This window comes from Cellvibrio sp. UBA7661 (assembly GCA_002483365.1).
Classification (GTDB): Bacteria; Pseudomonadota; Gammaproteobacteria; order Pseudomonadales; family Cellvibrionaceae; genus Cellvibrio.
Genome location: DLHT01000018.1, coordinates 397,133 through 419,982 on the forward strand (window position 1 = coordinate 397,133; position 22,850 = coordinate 419,982).

The window sequence follows — 22,850 nt, forward strand, 5'->3', positions numbered from 1 at the left end:
TTCCTATAATTAGATGGTCATTACGACACGTAATGCATCCAAGCGGATTTTGGCTTGCCCCAAAAAGTGTTGACTTGCCGTCAAGCGCTGTTGCAAATAATCAATTTCTTCCTGGCGCACATTGGGGTTTACCGCTTTCAGCGCTTTCATGCGCGACAATTCACCATTCAATTGCTCCGTCACTTTGGCAGTTGCTTCAGCAATTAATTCCGCTTGTTTTGCAGCGGTAATTTCTTCTGCTTTTTGTACCATTGTTGTCAGCGTCGGGCGCGCATGGCGAACCAGATCCTGCGCATTATTACGCGGCACTTTCTGCAACAGCTTACTTAATTGAGTAATGCCAAGCACGTTAGATAAATCTTTGCCTTTATCATCCAGCAGCACACGCAATAACGATTGTGGCATATAGCGGAACAACTGCAACTCAGCCGGTGCCGGACAATGCAACACAAAAAGCGCTTCCAGCATCAAAGTGCCAGGTTTGAGCGGAGGCAACTTCAGGGTACAAAACGCTGTATTGCCAAATTCACTCAGTGAAATTAAATCCTGCGCACCATAAACCAACGGGTGTTCCCAAGTCAGGAATTGCATGTCTTCTCGGGAAAGTGCTTGTTGGCGATCATAGGTAATCGTTAATCCACTCTCGGGTAATCCGGGAAACTCTGCGATGCGCATATGATCGCTCGGGTGCAGCACCAAACTCTTTTCGCTGTGTTTTTCATAATCGATGCCAAAGCTGTCAAACACCTGCTCCATATAATTGGGCAGCGCTGTGTTGATGTCGTTATCAGACAGTGCATCCACCAAGGCTTGCGCCTGCGCGGGCTTGCATGAATTCAACTCAAGTAAACGATCACGCCCCTGTTGCAATTGTTCAACCAAATTATTGGCAAATGTGCGGGTTTCGGCGGTGAGCGCTGCAAATGCGGGCTCATCATTACTCACCAATGCAGGTAATAAACGTTCGGCAAACTGCACATAAACGGCCTGCCCAATCGCACAGGTTTTTTCAAAGGCATTAAGCCCTTGGTGATACCAATCCAATAATTTTTCTTGCGCAGAATGCTGGTAGTAAGGCACATGTACATTCACGGTGGCAGTTTGGCCGATGCGATCCAAACGGCCGATACGCTGTTCCAATAAATCCGGATTAGTGGGTAAGTCAAATAACACCAAATCTTGCGCAAATTGGAAGTTGCGCCCTTCGCTGCCAATTTCAGAACACACCAATACCTGGGCACCATCTTCCGCCTCGGCAAAGTAAGCAGCAGCGCGGTCGCGTTCAATCAGGCTCAACCCTTCGTGAAATACCGCTGTTGTGAATCCTTTACGCAAGCGCAAATATTCTTCAAGTGTTTGTGCGGTATCGGCGTTAGCACAAATCACGACGGTTTTTTTACGGCGATGTTGACGCAACCATTCAGCAAGCCAGGTTACGCGAGGATCTTGCACCCACCAATCGCTATCGATTTTTTGCTGCCAATATTGCTCGGCGCAAATTTGCGCGGACAATGGTTGCGCTTGCAGCGCCGCAACATCGTCTTGCTCCAGCTTTAATACATGTGGATGCAGTTTACGCTCGGGAAAACCGGCAACTGAATTGCGCGTATTGCGGAACAACACACGGCCTGTGCCGTGGCGATCCAGCAAATAACTGACTGCGGTATTCAATGCAGCAGACAAGCTCTGGCTTGTTGCAACACCTTGTAATTCACTCAAGGTTTCTGGCGGTAAATAATCCGCTAATGCGTTGACAATGGAAGCTGGAATGTCAGCAGGACGCTCTTGTCCTTGCTGTAACAATTGCTGCACCAAATCATTTAATGGTTGATAGGCTTTTTGTTCGGCAATAAATTTTTCCAGGTTGTAATAACGATCCGGATCGAGCAAACGCAAACGCGCAAAATGACTTTCCAACCCGAGCTGTTCCGGCGTTGCGGTCAGCAGCAATAAACCTTTGGCTTTTTTTGCCAAACCTTCTATGCAAGTGTAAGCCTTGCTCGGCTTTTTTTCTGACCATTGCAAATGGTGGGCTTCATCTACCAACAATAAATCCCACTCCGTTTGCACTGCTTGCTCGTAGCGATAATTATTTTTGGTGAGAAAATCGAGTGAACAAATAATTAATTGTGCGGTTTCAAATGGATTGCTGTTGTCGGCTGCTTTTTCAATATCATCTTCAAAATCATCGATGTAATCGACCGATTCTTCAACACTATCCAAACCAACCAAGGCATTGCAACGCGCTTCATCCAACAGAGTAAATGCCAAATTAAAACGGCGCAGCATTTCAACCAACCACTGGTATTGCAAACTTGCGGGCACTACCACGAGCGCACGTTTGACACGGCCACTCATTAATTGTTGGTGCAACACCAACCCTGCCTCGATAGTTTTACCCAAGCCCACTTCATCGGCGAGCAACACCCGCGGTGCGTGGCGTTGTGATACTTCACTCGCGATATATAACTGATGTGGAAGCAATTGCACGCGCGGCCCCGCCAATCCAAAAATCGATGATTGGCGATGCAAGTTTTGATAATGCAGTGTTTGGTAGCGCAGGGTGAAATGTTCGTGTCTATCGATTTGCCCAGCAAATAAACGGTCGCGCGGCGTGCTGAATTGTACAAAGCTGTCGAGTTCAAACTCGGGGATGGCCAGCTCTGTATCGTCTTTGGTGAGGCCCACATACATCAAACATCCCGCTTGTTCGACAATTCGGGTGATGGTTATTTTTGTGCCGTCCTGATGACGTACTTTTTCGCCCACTTCATATTTCACGCGGCTGACAGGTGCATTATCCATTGCATAAGTGCGCCGCTCGCCCGCCGCAGGAAAACTTAACGTCAAGCGACGGTTAGACACATCCAGAACAATTCCCAACCCCAAATCCGCTTCAGATTCACTGATCCAACGCTGACCGATAACAAACCCACCTGTTGACTGCGACTTACTCACTCAAATACCTACTTATCGAATACACGAGCATTGCTCAAGGAAAATTCAAAATGTTAAAAAGGCGCGCATGATACTGTTTTAGAGGCCACAAAACCAAAAAATTTGGCTGTTTGCTACGGGGCTTTTCTATAGAATCCCCTTATTAATCACACAAATGGTAGCCCTTATGCACATCACTATGCCCGATGCCCAAAGTACACTCTACCTCGAACAATTAGTGGCCAAATCCAGCTTTTTGCGTTTGACCACCAGCAAAGCCCAGTACCCTGATTATCCCGGTGCAGGGCTTCCATTACTGGTAGTAGAAACGGGATTGTGCAGTGCGGTTATCGCACTGCAAGGTGCGCATTTACTTGAATTCAAAACCACTGACGGCGACCCGTTACTGTGGCTGAGCCCAAATTGTGATTTCACCCCCGGCGTAGCACTGCGCGGCGGGGTTCCTTTGTGCCTGCCTTGGTTTGGTGTAAACCAAACTGACCCGACCAAACCCAAACACGGATTTGCGCGGAATAACTATTGGTCTTTGGGCGATGCTCATCTTTTAAGTGATGGTTCAGTCGAGCTGGAATTTTTATTTTTAAGCGACGCAAACAACCTTTTCCCGTACGATTTTTCTGCAGAGCTGCGCATGACCTTAGGCAAGAGCGCGAGACTGGAGCTCACGATCAACAATACCGATACTGAAGATTTTGACTGCAGTTGGGCGATGCACAATTATCACCGCGTGCGCACTTTAGCGGATGTGCGTGTGTTGGGTCTGGCCGACAGGGATTATTTCGATAATTTTGAGCAACACGCTAAAAAACACCAAACCGGCGATGTCAGTTTTCTTACGCCGGTAGACCGTGTTTATCCTGCGGTAGAAAACCCGGTAATCATCAAAGGCTCGCCTTCAATCGAAATCACCCATCACAATTGCCCAAGTGTTGTCACCTGGAACCCGGGGGCAGAAGCGGCTGCGGATATCAAAGATATAGGTGCGGGGAATGAGCAATTTTATATCTGTGTAGAGCGTGGTGCGGTGTTGGGGGAGAAATGGCATCTGCCTGCTGGCACAAGCCAATCAGCGTGGATGGAATTCAAGCAAATCGATTAATTCAACATACTATTTCAACATACTATTTCAACATACCATGATTGCAGGGCATTGCTGCCCTGCTTGTTACATCCTTGCCGGCCACTTTTCTGGCAACCACCTCCCTGTTGATCAACGCGAACAAAAACTGCTTAAACGGTCTTGCGCGATTTACGCAATCTCACCAACCCTACCAGACCCAATGCCCCCATAAACAACCCGAGCACTGAAGGTTCGGGTACATCTACAGGTGGATTAACCACCGGAATATCGTTGATTACAAACGAATTGTTGTAGGAATAGAAATGCGCGTTTCGAGCACCTGTAATGGTGAAGTGTGCATAGGATGTCAGCCCTGTACCAGAGTGATCAATCGACTGGTTGAAATCCAAACTGGGCACAAATGGACTGGTATTGCTGAATGCATATTGTTGGCCCCACACCACATCACCGTTATCGGCCAAGCCTCTCTGCTCAGTCCAGAGCAAATCCTGTCCGGCATTTTGGGTGAATAGCTGATCAAACAGGGTTTGGCGACCATAAGATGTCGAATCAATATCGAAAGTCACACTGTAGCCATTGACCGTAACCGTGTTGGTAAATGCTGGACCGAAGCCGGACATCTCCTGAAAAAACGAATTACCCGAAGCAATTGTCCATTGGGTTGGATCGGTATTGGCAGTGATGGATTGGGTAAATGACAACCCCGCCAGATTCAGATCGGGGGTTCCAAATACCCCCGTATTATCAAATCCATAATCAATGGTTCCCGAGAAGGTGACCATCCACGCCGAGGCGTCTAAAGCACATGCACTTAGTGCAAATGCGGCAAACAGTTTCTTCATTTTCATAAGCCCTACCCGATAGATCTAGTTTTGGTTGATAAAACACTTAAAAAAGGGGCCGAAGCCCCACAAGCGAGGAGTCAGACTCCTCAACAGCACGAACCCTATAGCGATTTCAAAAATGCTTGTACGGCTGCTTTTTGGGTTGGCGAAAGTGCGTTGTAGTTGGCGCGGGCGTTAGTTCCCTCACCACCATGCCACTGGATAGCCTCATCGATAGTGCGTGCGCGGCCATCGTGTAAGTAGCTTTCTTTAGGTACACACACTTCCTGCCCATCCAGACCGAAAGCTGGCGCATTGCCACGCAAACCAGTCACACCACCGGTTACACAGGCCGACACACCCAATCCCCACAAAGGCGCAGTACGCCACTCAGCACCCGATGCCTCACCTTCGCCAAGGTTATCGGCCATTTCAGGACCCATGTCATGCAACAACAAGTCGGTGTATGGCTGGATAGCCTGACTGCGCAATTCGGCGAAAGCCGCATATTGGCTGGTTACATAGCTGGGCGTGTGGCAGCCTTGACAGCCAATCGACTCAAACAACGTCTTCCCTTGGATAACTTCAGGCTTGTTGTAATCGCGTTGGCCGCGAACACCTAACAGCGCAATGTATTTGACGAGGTTATCCAGATGCTGATTGGCGAGCTCTGACCCACTCGAACCACAATTGGTTTGGCTGGAACCACAATCAGGATTCGGCATTACGCTGGTCATTACCCCCATATCGGTATTAAACGCAGCAGCAATTTGGTGTTTGAGGCTGCCCGCCCCTGCTTTGTAACCAAACCGGCCAAGACGGGTTTCACCGGTCACAGGGTCAATTACCCGTTGTGCTTTACCGGAAATGCCATCGTTGTTGCTGTCATTGACATCTTCATTCGCGAGAATGGCTGATTCGGGAATCGCCTCAAGCAACCCCATACCGACCAACTGGGGAGCAAGACGAGCAGAGAAAGTCTCTGGCTGTACACCAGTGAATTGATAGTTAGGCTTACGCAGACCGTTCATTTCGGTCCAGGAAGCAATAACGGCAGCACCTTCGCTGGTTGCACCGCCATTTGCCAAAGGCTGGAGCACCTTGCCCAATAACGGATGAGCGTTACCCAGCTGATCGCCTACTTTGAACACCCACCTATCCAAAGACTGCCCAATGCTCGCTACTTCAGCACGGCCATTGCGCTCGTGACAGTCGGCACAACGATCATTGATGTAACGGTTACCGGCTTTGCCGACCATTTCAGCAAAAACACCGTTCTCGCTGCTTTCATCGTGAGTGCCATCAACAAAAGACGTGTGATGTACCCGGCGACCCAGTACAAATGGCTGGCCATTCTCGTAACCCAAATTGTTGGCCATTTGTTGGAAGTGGCCGTCTGGCTCAGCGGTCATCTGCACATGCAATGTGGTATCGCCACCCAGGCGGGCGCTGACTGGCAGCGGGATAGAGTCGCGTTGTTTGAACAAGCCGCCCACAAATGCATTGCGATCAGTGACATCCCAGGGAACCAGGCCTTGGCCTACGATGTAAAGATAGGTAGTACCGTAGTAGTTATCACGGCCACGCAATACACCGTTTTTATCGAGGAACTGGCTGATTTCAAATTCCATTTTGTCGCCCATCTGGATAGCGCGACCTTCGCGGCAGTTCCAGCTATCTTCTTTGTAGTAGTGGAAGCGGCTATCACCGGGCACGTTGACGCGCTGCATGACACCATTGCCACAATATTCGGCTAGCGTATTGCGCCCCACATACCACCAGCGGTTTTCTGCTTGGGCATTATCGAGCAAGCCTTCAGCGCGCACATTCATGGCGATTTTGGTACCACCTTTGGCAACGTAATCGACGATCTCAATCGCTGCAGTGCGCTGCTCCCAGTAGAAAGTCAGGTAATGATCGTATGCCTGGAAGTGATTTTCTTTCGCGTGACGGTCGCGGCCACGGTCGCTAATACGCGTTACCAACGCATCGCCACGATCATATTGAATGACCGGTTCAAGCGCTGTGTTCTGGTTGAATAACGGAGTGATGTTACCCAGAGCGATGCTGCTCGCCACGCTGCTTGAGCTGCTTGCAACAGGACTTGAGCTCGGCGCAACACTGGAACTGGGTACACTACTGGAACTTGGTGCGATACTGCTGGAGCTTGGTACAGCACTGCTTGGCTGGGAAGATGAACTCAAGGCTCCAAACGTAAAACTGGCCATTGTGGTTTCGCGTGCAAAACCAGCTGCAGTATCCCAGTAAGTACAGCGATAACTGATTTGATTACCCGCACTGAGCCCGCTGATGACATAAGTATTATTGCCGCCGGATTGGTTCATGCTCACATTTAGCTGACCACCGCCATTGACCGAGTAATGCAAGGTTGCCCAACCGCTGGTTGCCACATTAACGGTGGCACTGCTCGCGCCGGTTTGCTGGATTTGGCAAATGCCGTTCGCAGCCGAACTGCTTGAAACTGCGCTTGCACTGGAGGGAGCCACTGAACTTGGTGCTACAGAGCTGGAAGGTGCCACTGAGCTGGGCGGTGCTATTGAACTGAGAGCTATCGAACTGGGAGCTGACGAACTCGTTACAGAAGAAGGTACTGAGCTGGAAGATGAGCTACCCAGAGTAAAAGTTGCCCAAGGCGAATCCACCGCAAAACTGCCATTAAAATACGTAAAACGATATTGGATCGTCGCACCGGCGGGTAAATTGGATAGATTTACAACCCTGCGACCATCTTGTAACACCATAGCCACATTGAGCTGGCCGCCACCGTTGATGATGTAATGCGCATCAGCCCAATGAGTCGTATTCACATACAGTTGGGCGGCTGTTGTACCCGTCTGGGAAATACCAGTCACACTGGCAACCGACGAAGCAATACTGGAATTATTGGCTTGAGCTGAAACGATGGGGGCGAATCCTGTTGCGCACGCAACGGTAGCGATCAGGGCCAAACCACCCAAAGACAGTTTTTTGCGATTGACTAATAACCTATTCATAAATTACCCCGGTGCCTTATGTCGTTATTAACAGGGAATGTCGTAAACGTGACAGCAGGCAGGGAGTAAGAGAGGATGCGCCACCGAGACTGCTTTCACAGTTTCATGCTAACAGCCAATATTTTTTTGTCGTCTCATTCAACGTCGCAGCATCGCATGAAACCAACAATATTTAGCAAGTGGGAAGACAATGAAGAAATGGCTTATTTTTCATAGCGTTATTCAACCTTCAGGTGTTACTAACTCTGTGTAAATACCACCCAATAAAAAAGTGGCACAAGGTTGCATGGCATGAAAATCATAGTTTGAGACAGCTAAAGACCAGATAAAGGCAATTTATGCTGCTTAAAGAGCCCCTAGCTGTAAATAAAAGTTGAAATCGCCCTCCAGAGTAAAGCCGTATCCCAAATACAAAGGACCCAATGGGGTTTCACCACCTAAATAAATCACAGCAGAATTCAGCCAATCATCCTCCGCTGTTATGGTGTAATTTGTTTCCAGTCTTGCAGCCTCCAGACCTAACCCCAAGCGCATATCACCGTTCAACCCCAATGGCATACGACCAACAATCCGCTCGGCACGCAGGTGCGCATACAATGCATCGTCACCCAAAATCTGGTTGCGCGCATATCCAGACATATTTAAAAAGCCGCCCAGCATCACAGCATCATAAATAGGCAACTGGCCGGATAAAGAAGTGATATAGGAAGTGCGGGCACCCAATACAAATTGGTCCAACTTATAGGCACCACCCAGATCGAAGGTTAATTTTTTATAGGCCTCAACATCCTGATGGGTTTCAAAATAAGTGATGTCCGCACGCCAACCATGAGAGGGGAAATACAGCCGATTGCGGCGATCCAGATTGATTTGAAATAACGCGCCACCATAAATACTACTGACATCAGGTAAAAGGACAGCACTAAGATCCGCCTTACCATCTACATCATACTCACGCCACCCCAGCTTGGCCTGACCAAAGCTTCCCAAATTGCGCCCCAGCATCAGCTCTGCATAAGCCGTATCCAGTCGATAATCGGCGATGCGGTCATCATCAATAAAAATACTGATGTCATCCCTACTACTGAAATAAACGGGCTCGACAAAATAGCTTTGTCGATAATTTAACGGCTGGTAGAAATCCAGTTTTATTGAAGGCCTGCCCCCCAAATCCATGGTGGCAAAAAACTCGCCTCCGTATGCGTTTAGCCAGGTGTTGCGGTAAGCACCGCGAAAATTAAAGTTGGAGCCTAATCGATATTCGTTATCGATCGAAAATCCAAAAATGAAATAATCCGACCCCTGTGGTTTTTCACGGGCATTGATCTCAAGGACGTGCCGATCGTTTTCTTTTACTATCCGATAATCAACATTTTCATAGTAACCATCTCCGTAGGTACGGATCAGATCGCGCTCCAATGACACGCGATCCAAAGGCTGATTTGCTTCTTGATGTATTTGTCGCATCACAAAGTCAGGATGGATGCGCTGGAGCGGCGCTATCGCAATCTCATCGATATGCACAGCCGGCACATCTTGCTCCTTATATTCGCGTTTCCATGCGCGGTATTCCTGTTCGCTGACTGACCATTGCTTTAAAACAGCCAGCTGTTGTTCAGCAGCAACCTTGCCAATATCGGCCGCCTCCTCATATCGGGCAAAATCAGATGATTTAATATCACCTAACTCAGGCGCTATATAAATGTCATTGCCTGTCAGACTTGTTAATGACCGCTCAACATTTTGCTTGGTCAAAATGCCGATCATCTGCACAGTCACGCTCAGCAGGGAACCTATGTTATCCGGTGAGCGCAAAGGAGAACCGACGTTCACGGCAATCACCCGCGTGGCTCCGCACAACTCACGGGCTACACCTATGGGTAAGTTATCAACCAATCCACCGTCTACCAGCTTGCGCCCCTCATACTCTACAGGAGCCATTAAACCTGGCACGGACATGCTCGCGCGCATCGCCTGGGTCAAACTTCCCTCGCGAAATACAACCCGCTCTCCGGTGCCTATATCTGTCGCCACTATGGCCAACGGCATGGAAAGTTGCTGGATTTCGCGCTCACCTAAATCAGCATCTACTAATTGATTAAAGAAGAGCTTTATCTTTTCCCCTGCAACCACACCCGATTGCAATTGAAGCCCCCTCTCCGTCAACCCCAATTCAGTGCCCGGCAAATAGCGTTGGCTGACCTGTTTTTTGCGATAACTCAATTGCGAGTAATCAGCGATATCCAGAAAAATATCCGTCCAATCCGCTTCAGCAAGCTTTTTACGCATCCGCTTGGGTGATAACCCAGCTGCATAAGACCCGGCAACCAACCCGCCCATACTGGTACCAACAACGCAATCAACGGGGATACGCTCGCGCTCCAGAACCTCCAACACGCCTATATGAGCAGCCCCCCTGGCACCTCCTCCGCCCAACACCAGTGCTGTGCGTGGGATATTGTCCTGCTGCTCCGCTAGCGCTTCATAAACACCTTGGCCAGCATATGCACCTTGGTTAGAAGCGAGCACCAGAAAAAAAATCATCCAAACAAAGCTATGTTTATGCACAATGCGTCCTTTATATTCCCAGTCAATAAACTACCAATGAGATTGGTACAACAATCTACCTAACACAAGATCCGATAAGAATTTCCGCCTTTATACTTACCTCTGCGATCACACCAGTTCATTTTTTAACCTAATAAAATACCTTTTAGATGGCCCTGCCACTTTAAATAAAAGAATTAAGAGGACATTTATTTCTAAAAAAGCTGTTTTATGGAATAGAGTGATATAAATTTGCACTTTTAGTCGATAAAACATATTAATAACCTCAAAAAACACCAAAACAAAGCAAAATTGTCTTTATTTATCTATCTTATTAAAAATTTCATCCCACTTTTTAGTTGTTTTTCGTTAGAATTGCCTAGTATCGTTTTTCTCAGGAATAAATCATGTCTAATATCCAAGTCGATGACCTGAATGTGGTCTCACAAGAACTGCTGATCTCTCCGGCAGAACTCAAGAAAAAAATCCCGTTGACAGAAAAAGCCCGTGAGGTTGTCACTAACGGGCGCGAAGTAGTGCGCAATATTCTCGATCGCAAAGACCATCGTATTTTTGTCGTGATTGGCCCCTGCTCTATTCACGATGTTGCAGCGGCTAAAGATTACGCCCAACGCCTGAAAAAATTGGCGGACGAAGTCAGCGACACCATCTATGTGGTCATGCGCGTCTACTTCGAAAAACCCCGCACGACTGTGGGCTGGAAAGGTTTGATTAATGATCCATACCTGGACGATTCTTTCAAAATCGAAGAAGGTCTGCACATCGGCCGCCAGTTGCTATTGGATATCTCAGAGATGGGATTGCCTGCAGCAACCGAAGCGCTCGACCCTATTTCACCACAATACTTGCATGACTTGATCAGCTGGTCCGCTATTGGTGCTCGCACCACTGAATCGCAAACACATCGTGAGATGGCGAGCGGTCTTTCATCTGCGGTAGGCTTTAAGAATGGTACCGATGGGGGCCTGACTGTGGCTATTAACGCCCTGCAGTCAGTATCAAAACCACATCGTTTCCTGGGTATTAATACTGAAGGCCAAGTTGCGATTATCCACACACGCGGCAACAGCTACGGCCATGTAGTATTGCGCGGTGGTAATGGCAAACCCAATTACGATTCCGTCAGTGTCGCACTGTGCGAGCAAGAACTGGCAAAAGCTAAAGTGGTTCCCAACATCATGGTGGATTGCAGCCATGCAAACTCCAACAAGAACCATGAATTGCAAACACTGGTAATGGAGAATGTGGCCAATCAGATCCTTGAAGGCAACAAATCTATTATCGGCCTGATGGTAGAAAGCAACATTGGAGCAGGAAACCAAAGTATTCCGGCCAACCTGTGCGATCTTAAATACGGTGTATCAGTTACAGACGCTTGTATCGACTGGGAAACTACAGAAAAAGCCTTGCTTAAAATGCGAGACACTATTAAAGCCGCGCTACAAATCAGAGCAAGCTCTTAATAGGTTGCATTAAATATTTATTGCAACTTATTGATAAAAAAATAAAAAAGCGTCCAACGGCCGCTTTTTTATTTCATTTTTGAGAACCACCACACCACAAAACTGTTAAATTTATCGACATTTACCCACTTCAGGCTATGGTCTTTTAAGCAAGTGGCTGTTAGATTTTTATGGCTCAGGACAGCCAGTAGTCGCTGGATGCAATAAAACAATAACCTACAGCTACGGAGCAAAAAATGGCCTCTCCTTTACCAACCCAACAATCTACTTCGCGATCGCAAAACACTCACACTTTTGATGTGGCACAAGCTGTCGAACGAGGTGAGTTTGTACTTAGTCTGAGTACCATGCTGGGTTGCGACTACATTTTTGTCAGCCACAAAGGCGCTCATGAATTACTTGGATCTAACCGGCTTGAAATCACCATCCGGGAGCTTCTGGATATTCTTGAAACATCTCCTTATCAAAGCATGGTTGTCAGCGCAGACGAACTTGCGGACGGTAAGCTGGTATTTACTCGTTACGACTACAAATGGGAAAACCGTCAAGTTACGCAAGTCGCCCCCACCCTGATTACCAGTCCCGACCAAGCAGATTTTATGCAAATGATGTTTGACTGCAGTACAACCTGCTAACCGCTATCACTGCAAATGGTGCAACTCAACCCACTCCTCTTTGAGACCAAGACTTAACATAGAGGACGGATGAAACTTTTCGTCTAAAGAAACATCACAACGTAGCAATCATAGAAAAGAATACGGATGGAAAAGAACACAGGAATCCGTTCCAAACCTGCCTTTACTTGTGCAATTCCGCTATAGTAAGCCACACACAGATACGCCTCCTATCCTTGAGGCCGGGTTAATATCAGGCTACTTTTGATGACTTTATAACCTGACGCAAGTGCACTGCATGCTTTTGACTTTGTTGAGACACACCTTATGCAAATTGTTGTTAGATCACTGAAATTTACGCTGTTCAGCCTCCTTTTTAGCCTTTCCTCCCTGAGTTTTGCCGACCAAATCCTGGTGCTCAAACCTACCAGTGAGCAAAGTAAAGCAGCAATTGATCTGGTGCAAAAGCTTGATCGAGAACACTATCGCGACCAAGAGTTTAATGATGCACTTTCATCACGATTTTTTGATGAATATCTGGAATCGCTCGACAGCGCCAAAAACTTCTTTCTTCAATCAGATATCGCTGAATTTGAAAAATACCGTAAAACATTTGATGACGATTTCAAAAAAGGAAATCTGGACAACAGTTTTGCTATTTTCAATCGTTTCAATGAACGCATGATCTCGCGCCTCGATAAGGTCATCAAAACACTGGATGATAAACAAAACAAATTCAACTTTGACGTAGAAGAATCAATTGAAACTGATCGGGAAAAAGCACAATGGCCAGCCAACGCCGTAGAAGCGGATCAGTTATGGCAAAAATACTTAAAATCCAATTTATTGAATTCAATGCTCTCTGGCAAAACCTACGAAGAAAGCAAAACAAATTTGCGTAAACGCTACGCAAATCAGCTGCGCCGTCTGAAACAGCAAACAGCAGAAGAAGCCTTTAGCGTAATGATGAACTCACTGACTACGCTATACGATCCACATACTAATTATTTATCACCAGAAAACGCTGAAAACTTTGACATCAGTATGTCACTTGAACTGCAAGGTATTGGTGCTGTATTGCAAAGTGACGATGATTACACCAAAGTCAGCAGTCTGGTAGCGGGAGGTCCGGCCCAAAAGCAAGGCCAGCTAAAACCGAATGATAAAATTGTTTCCATAGCGCAAGGTGCCGATGGTGAATTTGTTGATGTCGTAGGCTGGCGTTTAGATGAAGTAGTAAAACTGATTCGCGGCCCCAAGGGTACGATTGTCCGTCTGGAAGTGATTCCAGCCGATCCGACAGCAACTGCTAATAAACAAATCACTATCAAACGTGAAACCGTAAAACTCGAAGACCAGGCTGCTAAAAAAGCAGTCTTTAAAGTCAAAGAGGGTGACAAAGTATTTAAAATTGGTGTTATTGACATCCCTACTTTCTATATGAACTTTGAAGCCTATCAAAAGGGTGATCCAAACTATAAAAGTACCACACGCGATGTCTACAATTTATTGAATGAGCTTAATAAAGAAAAAGTCGATGGTGTCATTATTGACTTGCGCGATAACGGTGGTGGTTCACTACCGGAAGCAGCCATGTTAACGGATTTGTTTGTTGATCCAGGTCCTGTGGTTCAAATCCGTCAAAGTGACGACACCATCTCCCGCAACTACCGCGCATACCAACCCGCTGTATACCGCGCACCTGTTGCAGTGTTGATTAACCGTCTGAGCGCTTCCGCCTCTGAAATTTTTGCTGGTGCCATTCAGGATTACGGACGTGGAATTATTATTGGTTCAACCACGTTTGGAAAAGGCTCGGTACAAAATCTTGTCGATTTAAAACACGGCCGTCTGAAAATTACTGAGGCAAAATTTTATCGCATCTCTGGCGATAGCACCCAACATCGCGGCGTGATTCCCGATGTACAACTACCAAGCCTGCTCGACCCATCTGAAATCGGCGAAAGCAGCTATGACAATGCCTTACCCTGGGATCGCATCCACCCTGCCCCACATCAAAAATATTACAACATCAGCAAATATTTACCGACCATTGAAACCAAGCATCAGGAGCGCATGGCGAAAGATCCGGACTTTATTTTCCTGAATAAACAAAGCGCAATGTTCAAAGAAGCCTCCGAAAAGAAAACCTTTTCGTTACGGCTGGCAACGCGTCAAGAAGAACAAAAACAAATGGAAAAACGCGCGCTGGATATGGAAAATCAAAAGCGAATAGCCAAAGGTGAAAAACCCTACGCAGACTATGCAGCATTAAAAGCGGCGAACGGTGGTGACGAGGAAGAAGATACACCCGAAAAAGATAAAGAAATTAATCCAAAAGAAGATCCTTATTTAACGGAAGCAGGCCACGTACTTGCGGATTTTATTGGTCAAATAAAAACACCAGAAAAGAAAGTCGCCACTCAATAATTGGTGAAGTTACGCTAGCTTCATAATCATTTATTTCCAACTATGCACCCGATCAGCAATGCTCGGGTGTTTTTCTCAAAATATACAAGGCTCAACTATGATTGCAGTTTCTTTCAACGTGAATAGTATCCGTACTCGAATGCATCAACTGGAAGAAGTTGTTGAAAAACATCGGCCAGATTTTATTGGCCTACAAGAAACCAAAGTCAACGATCCGGATTTCCCTTTAGAGAGCATCAACGCATTAGGCTACGATGTTGAATACTTTGGCCAAAAAACCCATTACGGCGTCGCCCTCCTCTCACGTTATCCGTTCAAAAAAGTCATCAAAGGATTCCCCGGCGATTCGGACGATGCACAGCGTCGTTTTATTGGGGGAGTTTTTGATACTCCTCTTGGAGAAATTACTGTCCTGAATGGTTATTTTCCTCAAGGCGAAAGTCGTGATCATGCCGTCAAATTTCCAGCCAAACGGAAGTTTTATGCCGATTTACTGCAGTATCTAACAACAGAAGAAAATCCGAAAAAACACATTATTGTGATGGGCGATATGAACATCTCCCATCAAGATCTGGATATCGGTATTGGCGAAGAAAATCGTAAACGCTGGTTGCGTACCGGAAAATGCAGTTTTTTACCTGAAGAGCGCGAATGGCTAAATGATTTATTGGCGTGGGGATTAAAAGATAGTTACCGGGAGAAAAATCCTGACTGCAATGGCTTTTTTAGTTGGTTCGATTACCGTAGTGGTGGCTTTGAGGATACCCCGAAGCGCGGTCTGCGCATTGATTTAATTTTAATGACACAAAGTTTGCTCGATAAATGTGTCGACACAGGCATCGATTACGACATTCGTGGAATGGAAAAACCATCTGATCACTGCCCTATTTGGGTCGAATTAAAATAGAAAAATAAAAAAATCGGCGCATAGCCGATTTTTTTACCCATCGTTTGCGCGCACCTATTCATGAAAAACTGCACATTTTCGGTAGATTTTCTTTGAGAACCTCTGCCAAATGCCGTGTAGCTGGCCCAGCAAAGTCGCGGTCAGCAAAGGTTAGATACGTAGTCACTTCTCTGGCTGAACCAACTTCAACGGGTAAATATTTCAACCGTCCCGCAGCAATGTCATCGTGGGTATAGGCATCAGGTAACCAGGCATAGCCTAACCCCATACGTATAGCATCAATAGATGTTTTGATATGGCTTACCGTCCAACGCTGGTCAGCTTCCTGCCAGCCCTCGGTGCGGCGGCGATATTGACCGGAATCACGCACAATAATCTGGCGATGTTGGCGCATATCCTCATGATTCACTGGCCGCCCCAACTGCAGTAAGGGATGCACGGGGCTTGCCACACCATGCATCATCACCGTCACCAGCTTTTCCCCCATAAACCCCGGTGGAACACGCCCCCCGATGGCCAAGTCAACTTGTCGCTGCAGAAGCGCATCCTCTGTTCCACTCAGCACAGACTCAAATATTTCTACACGGGTATCTGGAAAGGCTTTTGCAAAAATCTCCAGACACTGCAAGATAAAAATTGGAGGGATAATAATATCAGCGGCGATTTTCACCAGCGGCTCAACATGTACAGATAAGCATGCAGCAGACTTCTCCAACCGCCCGGCCTGTTCTAATAACTGCTTTGCCCTGCGGTACAGCAGCTCCCCCGCGGGAGTTGGCACCGCTTTACGCCCCTGGAGATGAAAGACTTTTACATCCAAAGCCGTTTCCAATTGGGAAATAGCATAAGAAACCGCAGATTGGCTTTTATTGAGCAACTCGGCTGCCTTTGCATAGCCCCCGGCATCAATAACCGCCAGCAGCGCCCGCCATTGTTCAAGAGTCACCTTATTCTCGGCAATCGCCACAGCGGCCGATGTATTTGTCGCTTGCTTCATCCTTATCCTCTCAGAAAAATAGCCAACACATTCAATAATTCGATCATATATCGCTAAATATCGCTATTTATCATTCGATGGTCAAATCATTTAATAGCTCCATGGCGATCAAGCCACTTAAATGATGAGGATTAAAGCATGGCCACTCTTTTACAAATCAATAGCAGCTTGTTTGGCGACAATGGTAACTCCAGTGTGTTGAGCCAGGAGTTTGTACAGCGCTGGAAAGCACAAAACCCAACCGGCGATGTCATCGTGCGCGACTTTTCCAAAGAGGTTGTGCCACATTTGGACGCAAGCCGTGTACAGGCGCTGTTTACACCTGCAGAAGACCGCACAGCAGAACAACAAGCAGTTGTGGACTACTCCGACAAGATTATCGCTGAAATAGAATCAGCTGATGCGATCGTGATCGGCGTTCCCCTGTACAACTTTGGCGTACCATCGACACTAAAAGCTTACTTCGACCACATTGCGCGCGCCGGTGTAACATTTAAATATACCGAGACAGGCCCCGTGGGTTTACTCACCAACAAACCTGTTTACATCATCGCAGCGCGCGGTGGTGTGCACAAAGGCCAACCAAGTGATACCCAAAGCCAATTCTTGACAAATTTTCTTGGTTTTGTTGGCTTGAAAGATGTGCATTTTATTTATGCCGAAGGCCTGAACATGGGGCAAAAAGAGCAGGCATTTAGTGCAGCAAAAGAAGAAATTGCTCATGAGGTTGCTGTTTGATTTAGCCGATATTTTGTTACGCAATATTCCGACAATGTAACAACAGAGGAGATTTTTTTATGCAACGCCAGTTACAGCAAATCCTGCAAGGCCGCGAGACCAGTGACGGTGCTGGTGTGCGCATAAAACGCAGCCTTGGCCAACATCAGCATGCGCGCTTTGACCCATTTTTAATGCTCGATGAATTCGGCAGTTCCAGCGCCGATGATTACATTGCCGGTTTTCCTGCACACCCTCATCGTGGTTTTGAGACAGTCACTTACATGCTTGAAGGCCACATGTTGCATGAAGACCACATGGGCAACAAAGGCCATCTGCGCAATGGTGATGTACAGTGGATGACAGCAGGACGAGGCATTATTCACTCGGAAATGCCGCAACAAGAACACGGACTAATGCGTGGCTTTCAGTTGTGGTTGAACTTGCCTGCAGCCGAGAAAATGAAACCGGCACATTACCGCGATATCCCTTCTGCGGAAATTCCCGTTGCGAATTTACCTAACGGTGGGCAAATCAAAGTGATTGCCAATACTGCCTTTATTAACGGGAAGGTCATCAGTGGTCCCATACAAGGGTTAACAACCGAAGCAATTTATTGGGATGTGCACTTGCCGGATCAGGTTGAGTTCCACCACGCGTTACCCGAAGATCACAATACATTTTTGTATGTGTACGAAGGTGAAGTTGCGATTGGTGAAGATAAACGCAAACTCACCAAAGGTAATGCAGGATTACTGGGCAAAGGCGATCAGTTGAGTGTTCAGGCGCTCAGTGATGACACACGATTTCTGGTGATCTCAGGCAAGCCCATTAAAGAACCCATAGTGCAATACGGCCCTTTTGTCATGAATACGACGGATGAAATAGAGCAAGCCATTCAGGATTATCGTGCAGGAACGCTTGCAGCAGAGTAATCATTGTCTCTTTTTTGTTTTACCTTTTTACGCGGCAAGCTAGTAACAACGGCTTGCCGTATTTTTTATACTGGCAAGCGTCCTCTGGACGAAAAGTAAATTATTTATTCAGATTATTATTAATAATCGCGCGCAATTTTCTCGCCGAGACTTCATCCAAAGGGTCTAAAAATCCTCGTGTACCTTCCGCAATATGGTTGTACTTTTCAGCTTGCTCCGAAAAAATGTAATAATCAAACAAACCTTTCCATGCATCTTTTTCTTTTTGTGAAAGATCGCGAATAGAAAGAATTGCATGAAACAATGCATTCAAAGGCGAATCCATAAAAGGCTTATCGTTGCGCCACCAATAATTGATCAACACATTGAGATCCTGTTTTGATTCAACCTGATGCCACCACATAGAAGGAACAAACAGCGCATCACCGGGCTCCAACTCTGCCACCTGTGCATGTTCAAGCGCGTGACGAAAGCGCGGAAATTTTTCAAAATCAGGATTATCAAAATCAACCAAACTGATCGCTTGCCCTGAAGGGGTGAGATGCAATGGACCGATGTACAAATTTTCTAATTGGTCTGGGGGAAACAAGGTAAATACGCGGCGGCCTGCAATACAACATGCAATGTTATTGGGCGAGTCAAAATGGGTTGCCGCTTTTGTGCGGTTCCCCAGCCAAATACTGACCAAAGGATTCAAATCCTGTAAAGGCAAATCATTATGCTCACGCATTCCCGGCAAATAGCGGTCAACCGTTGTAGAACCAACATAAACAATATTGGGATCAACCTGTTGCTTGGCACTCAGAAGATGATCAAATATGTAATTCAACGGCGCACGTTGGGTTTTGAAATCAAGGCTTTTACCATCATTGGTGTATGCGAAACGCCCGCCTGATTCCGATGTTGCCTCATAAAATAATACTGACTGTCCTTGATAAAACGATAACAAGTAATCACAAATTGCCTGGTCAGATTCCAGTGCTTTTTGTACAACAGGCCAATGACTCACAAGCCCTTTAAGAATAATAGGCTGCCCGGCATTACCTAACGCAGCCAACATATTTTCAGGCTTCACATTTTCAATAGAAAGGGTTTTTCTAAGGCTGGTGGTTTCTTTTAGGGGATCTAACATAGACTCTTCCTGTCAATTGGATTTTTTCAATCCAGACTGAATGACCGCAGACAATAACTCTCGCGTTGACGAGACAGCCACAGCATAACGATCGAATTTTTTATAGTCGTCATCGAACAGAAATTTGGATTTTTCCAGCTCGAACAATGCACTGCCGCCCAGGGTTAATTCGGTAGAAAAGCCCATACCGTAGAGCACATATAAATAACTCGCAGCAGGAAATATTTCTTCTGTATGTAAAAGGTCGCGCTCATAGGGAGTGCGCTTACGCCACAACTCCAGAAATTCTTTTAACCCATCAGGAGTACCCGCTGGATTCACAGCATCACACCAATACTCAGAATCACGTCGTTCCGTCAGAACATAATGCAATTTAAGAAACTCGATAATTCTCTTCCAGCGATAGGTAAAAATCTGATTGAACCGTCGTGCCACAATATCCATTGCAGCAGCGCTTTGAGGTAGTTCGTCCCTGATCATGGAAACAGACAGTTCAACCAACGCCAGTGCCGAAGCCTCTAACGGCTCAATAAAACCGGCAGCCATACCAACAGCAACACAATTGCGATGCCAAAATTTCTGCCGATATCCCGGCTTTATGGTGAGGGAGCGAAAAGCCAATGACGTTATAACGGACTCATCAACGGATTGACGTAGGTAGGCAACAAGTGAATCGCTCGCTTGTTCATCACTGGCATGCGAGGATGAATAGACATAACCAATACCGCGGCGGTTCGACAAGCCGATATCCCATGTCCAACCTGCAAGCTGAGCCGTCGCAATTGTTGCACTAGCAACAGGAGCGTCAGGAGTTGTATAAGGAACTTGTACAGCAAGTGCCCTATCATTTATTGAATGGGTACTGACATCAACAAAAGGAATGTTGAAATGCTCACCAATCAACAGACAATGGGTGCCGCTACAATCGATAAAAAAGTCCCCGGCAATTGTCCCATTGTGATGGGTGTTGAGCGATGCCACATCACCATTTTCAGCAGAATTAATAGCAACTACATGATCACGGATATGAGTCACACCAAGATTATTAATACAGTGTGACTTTAATAAATCCGCGAATTTCCCTGCATCAAGATGGTATCCATAATTCAATACACCGGCATATTCAGGGGTCGATAATTGTTTGGGAGCCAACCCTTCTTCGCAAATCCGCGCTTGTATGTTGGTGATTTCATCGTATCGCCGGTGAGGAAAAAACGTTTTCCACATAGCAACACTCTCAGCCAAACTATTACCAATCGGCATTGAGAATGGGTGGTAGTAAAAATCGTTTTCCGAACCGGTTCGCCAGCCAACAAATTTCGAACCCTGCTTGAAAGATGCAAAGCATTCACGCACCAAGTCGGTCTCGGAAATTCCTATTCTCCGCAGCGTTGCACGCATGGAAGGCCAAGTGCCCTCACCCACACCAATAGAACTGACATCCGGCGATTCAATTAAGGTAACCTTGATAGGAGAATTATTTTTCTTGAACTCAGCCGCCAACAAACCTGCGGACAACCAACCGGCAGTGCCGCCACCCACAATAATGATTTGTTCAATATAACTATTCATAATCAATATCTTTTAATTAACGCACTGCCACCACAGAGTATATTTTTTCACAGCTCATGCATCATCTTTGCATAACGCTTTATTTTTTTAGAAGGTAACTTTTATAGAAGGTCATTTTTTATAGCGCAATATTGCGCTATAAATTCTTCATGGCGCGGAAGTAATTCCAGATTTTTTGCAATGTGATTTCGAAATCCTTTCATATAATTTTTAAACTCATCATCCGCCATATTATCGATAATGGGTTGATAACTTCTTGGTGTTATACCCTGGCCAATAAGCACTTGAGCCCAACCATTGGTTCTGAATAACTCATCCCCGCCCAAAAATACCATTCCACTTTCACTAAACATCTCCATGCGATGGCGAAGCGTATCGGGTACTGGCATAGTACGGACATAATTCCAAAATTCACTGTCATTGCGTCGTGTCGCATGATAGTGGAGGATAATGAAGTCACGGATACTTTCTGCTTCTTCACGCGATTGCCGGTTATATTCCTCAACCAATACAGGTTGCACCCCGCGCAGCGGAAACAAGCGCAGCAAACGGATCAAACCCGATGTCACCATATGAATACTGGTTGACTCCAATGGCTCAAGAAAACCTGAAGCCAGTCCAAGTGCGACACAATTTTTATTCCAACCTAATTTGCGCCGGCCTGTTTTAAACTGGATCAAGCGAGGCTCTGTTAACATAGCTCCATCTAAATTAGAGGCGAGTGTTTTGTCGGCCCAACCGCGATCAGCAAATTGGCTGGAATAAACAACACCATTGCCAGTGCGATTTTGCAATGGAATACGCCATTGCCACCCAAATGCATGCGCGGTTGAACTTGTGTACGCAGTGGCAGGTGCAGTCTTGTGGGTTTGCACCGCAAGAGCAGAGTCACAAGGTAACCAGTGTTGCCAATTTTCGTATCCTGTTTTAAGTGTTTCTTCAATGAGCAGCCCCCGGAAACCGGTGCAATCAATAAAAAAATCACCTTCAAGAACTTTTCCATCATCAAGGTGCAAACGAGTAATAAAACCGGACTCCGCATCTTGTTCAACTCGATCCACTTTTCCCTCTTGGCGAACCACGCCAAGCGGCTCACTAAAACTCCGTAAATACTTCGCGTAAAGGCCTGCATCAAAATGGAATGCATAATTCAATGCAGGGCTCTCACATATTGCAAACTTACCCGCACGCGCGGCTTCATGTTCAAAACAATAAGCACCAAAAGGGGTTGTGTCCCCCAAAGCTTTTGCGCGTGCCCAAAAATGTTGGAATTCGCCTGCCCAAAAAATTCTCCCTACCTGACCAAACGCATGAATATAGTCTTCGCCTATTTCACCCCAATTTTTGAAGTTGATCCCTAATTTAAATGTCGCATTGGTGGCGCGCATCATGTCCATTTCAGGTATGCCTATCAGTTTATGAAAGGCAATCATAGTCGGGATAGTCGCCTCACCAACACCAACAGTTCCAATTGCATCAGATTCAAGCAAGGTAACACTGACTTTTCCCTGATATATTTTTCCTATCGCCGCTGCCGCCAACCAGCCTGCGGTACCACCACCCACAATGACAACCCGTTTTATTATTTGCATGGCCTTTTATTCCAAATAATGCAGCTTGATAATTCCGAAACAATCG

Annotated in this window: 15 protein-coding genes; 7 read left to right on the top strand and 8 right to left on the bottom strand. The window is 46.4% G+C overall.

Annotated features, from left to right (window positions below):
- Positions 1–9: 9 nt before the first annotated feature.
- A complete protein-coding gene (gene rapA, locus B2739_RS16950) occupies positions 10–2,958 on the bottom strand; it encodes an RNA polymerase-associated protein RapA (RefSeq protein ID WP_331347019.1) in 2,949 nt (982 codons plus the stop codon).
- 166 nt (positions 2,959–3,124) lie between these two features.
- On the opposite strand from rapA, the gene B2739_RS16955 reads away from it, so the two are divergent.
- Positions 3,125–4,057 carry a D-hexose-6-phosphate mutarotase gene (locus tag B2739_RS16955; protein WP_331347020.1) on the top strand — a complete coding sequence of 311 codons (933 nt, stop codon included), beginning with the start codon at positions 3,125–3,127 and terminating at the stop codon, positions 4,055–4,057.
- Between the two features lie 131 nt (positions 4,058–4,188).
- On the opposite strand, the gene B2739_RS16960 is transcribed toward B2739_RS16955, so the two are convergent.
- The 3 genes from B2739_RS16960 to B2739_RS16970 all read right to left on the bottom strand — a co-directional run bounded on the left by B2739_RS16960 (position 4,189) and on the right by B2739_RS16970 (position 10,445).
- A complete protein-coding gene (locus tag B2739_RS16960) occupies positions 4,189–4,887 on the bottom strand; it encodes a PEP-CTERM sorting domain-containing protein (RefSeq protein WP_331347021.1) in 699 nt (232 codons plus the stop codon).
- 98 nt (positions 4,888–4,985) lie between these two features.
- The gene (locus tag B2739_RS16965; protein ID WP_331347022.1) at positions 4,986–7,877 is read right to left on the bottom strand and encodes a di-heme oxidoredictase family protein; all 2,892 of its coding nucleotides are present in this window, start codon (positions 7,875–7,877) and stop codon (positions 4,986–4,988) included.
- Between the two features lie 345 nt (positions 7,878–8,222).
- A complete protein-coding gene (locus B2739_RS16970) occupies positions 8,223–10,445 on the bottom strand; it encodes a patatin-like phospholipase family protein (protein WP_331347023.1) in 2,223 nt (740 codons plus the stop codon).
- 386 nt (positions 10,446–10,831) lie between these two features.
- Between B2739_RS16970 and B2739_RS16975 the strand changes: the two genes are divergently transcribed.
- The 4 genes from B2739_RS16975 (at position 10,832) to xthA (ending at position 15,859) form a co-directional block, all read left to right on the top strand.
- Positions 10,832–11,908 carry a 3-deoxy-7-phosphoheptulonate synthase gene (locus B2739_RS16975; protein WP_331347024.1) on the top strand — a complete coding sequence of 359 codons (1,077 nt, stop codon included), beginning with the start codon at positions 10,832–10,834 and terminating at the stop codon, positions 11,906–11,908.
- A 236-nt stretch (positions 11,909–12,144) separates the two neighbouring features.
- Entirely contained in the window at positions 12,145–12,543 is a 399-nt protein-coding gene (locus tag B2739_RS16980) for a hypothetical protein (protein ID WP_331347025.1), read from the top strand.
- A 306-nt stretch (positions 12,544–12,849) separates the two neighbouring features.
- Entirely contained in the window at positions 12,850–14,952 is a 2,103-nt protein-coding gene (locus tag B2739_RS16985) for a carboxy terminal-processing peptidase (protein ID WP_331347026.1), read from the top strand.
- Between the two features lie 97 nt (positions 14,953–15,049).
- On the top strand, positions 15,050–15,859 hold the full coding sequence (gene xthA / locus B2739_RS16990; protein WP_331347027.1) for an exodeoxyribonuclease III: 810 nt from the start codon (positions 15,050–15,052) through the stop codon (positions 15,857–15,859).
- 58 nt (positions 15,860–15,917) lie between these two features.
- Here xthA and B2739_RS16995 read toward each other — a convergent pair whose 3' ends face one another.
- Positions 15,918–16,856: a LysR family transcriptional regulator gene (locus B2739_RS16995; protein WP_331347028.1), complete on the bottom strand. Its 939-nt coding sequence runs from the start codon at positions 16,854–16,856 to the stop codon at positions 15,918–15,920.
- A 138-nt stretch (positions 16,857–16,994) separates the two neighbouring features.
- Here B2739_RS16995 and B2739_RS17000 point away from each other — a divergent pair, with 138 nt between their 5' ends.
- Positions 16,995–17,594: an FMN-dependent NADH-azoreductase gene (locus tag B2739_RS17000; protein WP_331347029.1), complete on the top strand. Its 600-nt coding sequence runs from the start codon at positions 16,995–16,997 to the stop codon at positions 17,592–17,594.
- Positions 17,595–17,653: 59 nt separating this feature from the next.
- On the top strand, positions 17,654–18,508 hold the full coding sequence (locus B2739_RS17005; RefSeq protein ID WP_049629953.1) for a pirin family protein: 855 nt from the start codon (positions 17,654–17,656) through the stop codon (positions 18,506–18,508).
- Positions 18,509–18,608: 100 nt separating this feature from the next.
- Here the strand turns inward: B2739_RS17005 and B2739_RS17010 are convergent, their stop codons facing one another.
- From B2739_RS17010 to B2739_RS17020, 3 genes are all read right to left on the bottom strand, one after another.
- Positions 18,609–19,640, bottom strand: a complete 1,032-nt coding sequence (locus B2739_RS17010) for a cupin-like domain-containing protein (RefSeq protein ID WP_331347030.1) — start codon at positions 19,638–19,640, stop codon at positions 18,609–18,611.
- Between the two features lie 12 nt (positions 19,641–19,652).
- Positions 19,653–21,212, bottom strand: coding sequence for a tryptophan halogenase family protein (locus B2739_RS17015; protein ID WP_331347031.1), 1,560 nt, complete (start codon positions 21,210–21,212; stop codon positions 19,653–19,655).
- A 101-nt stretch (positions 21,213–21,313) separates the two neighbouring features.
- Positions 21,314–22,804, bottom strand: coding sequence for a tryptophan halogenase family protein (locus B2739_RS17020; RefSeq protein WP_331347032.1), 1,491 nt, complete (start codon positions 22,802–22,804; stop codon positions 21,314–21,316).
- Positions 22,805–22,850 lie beyond the last annotated feature (46 nt).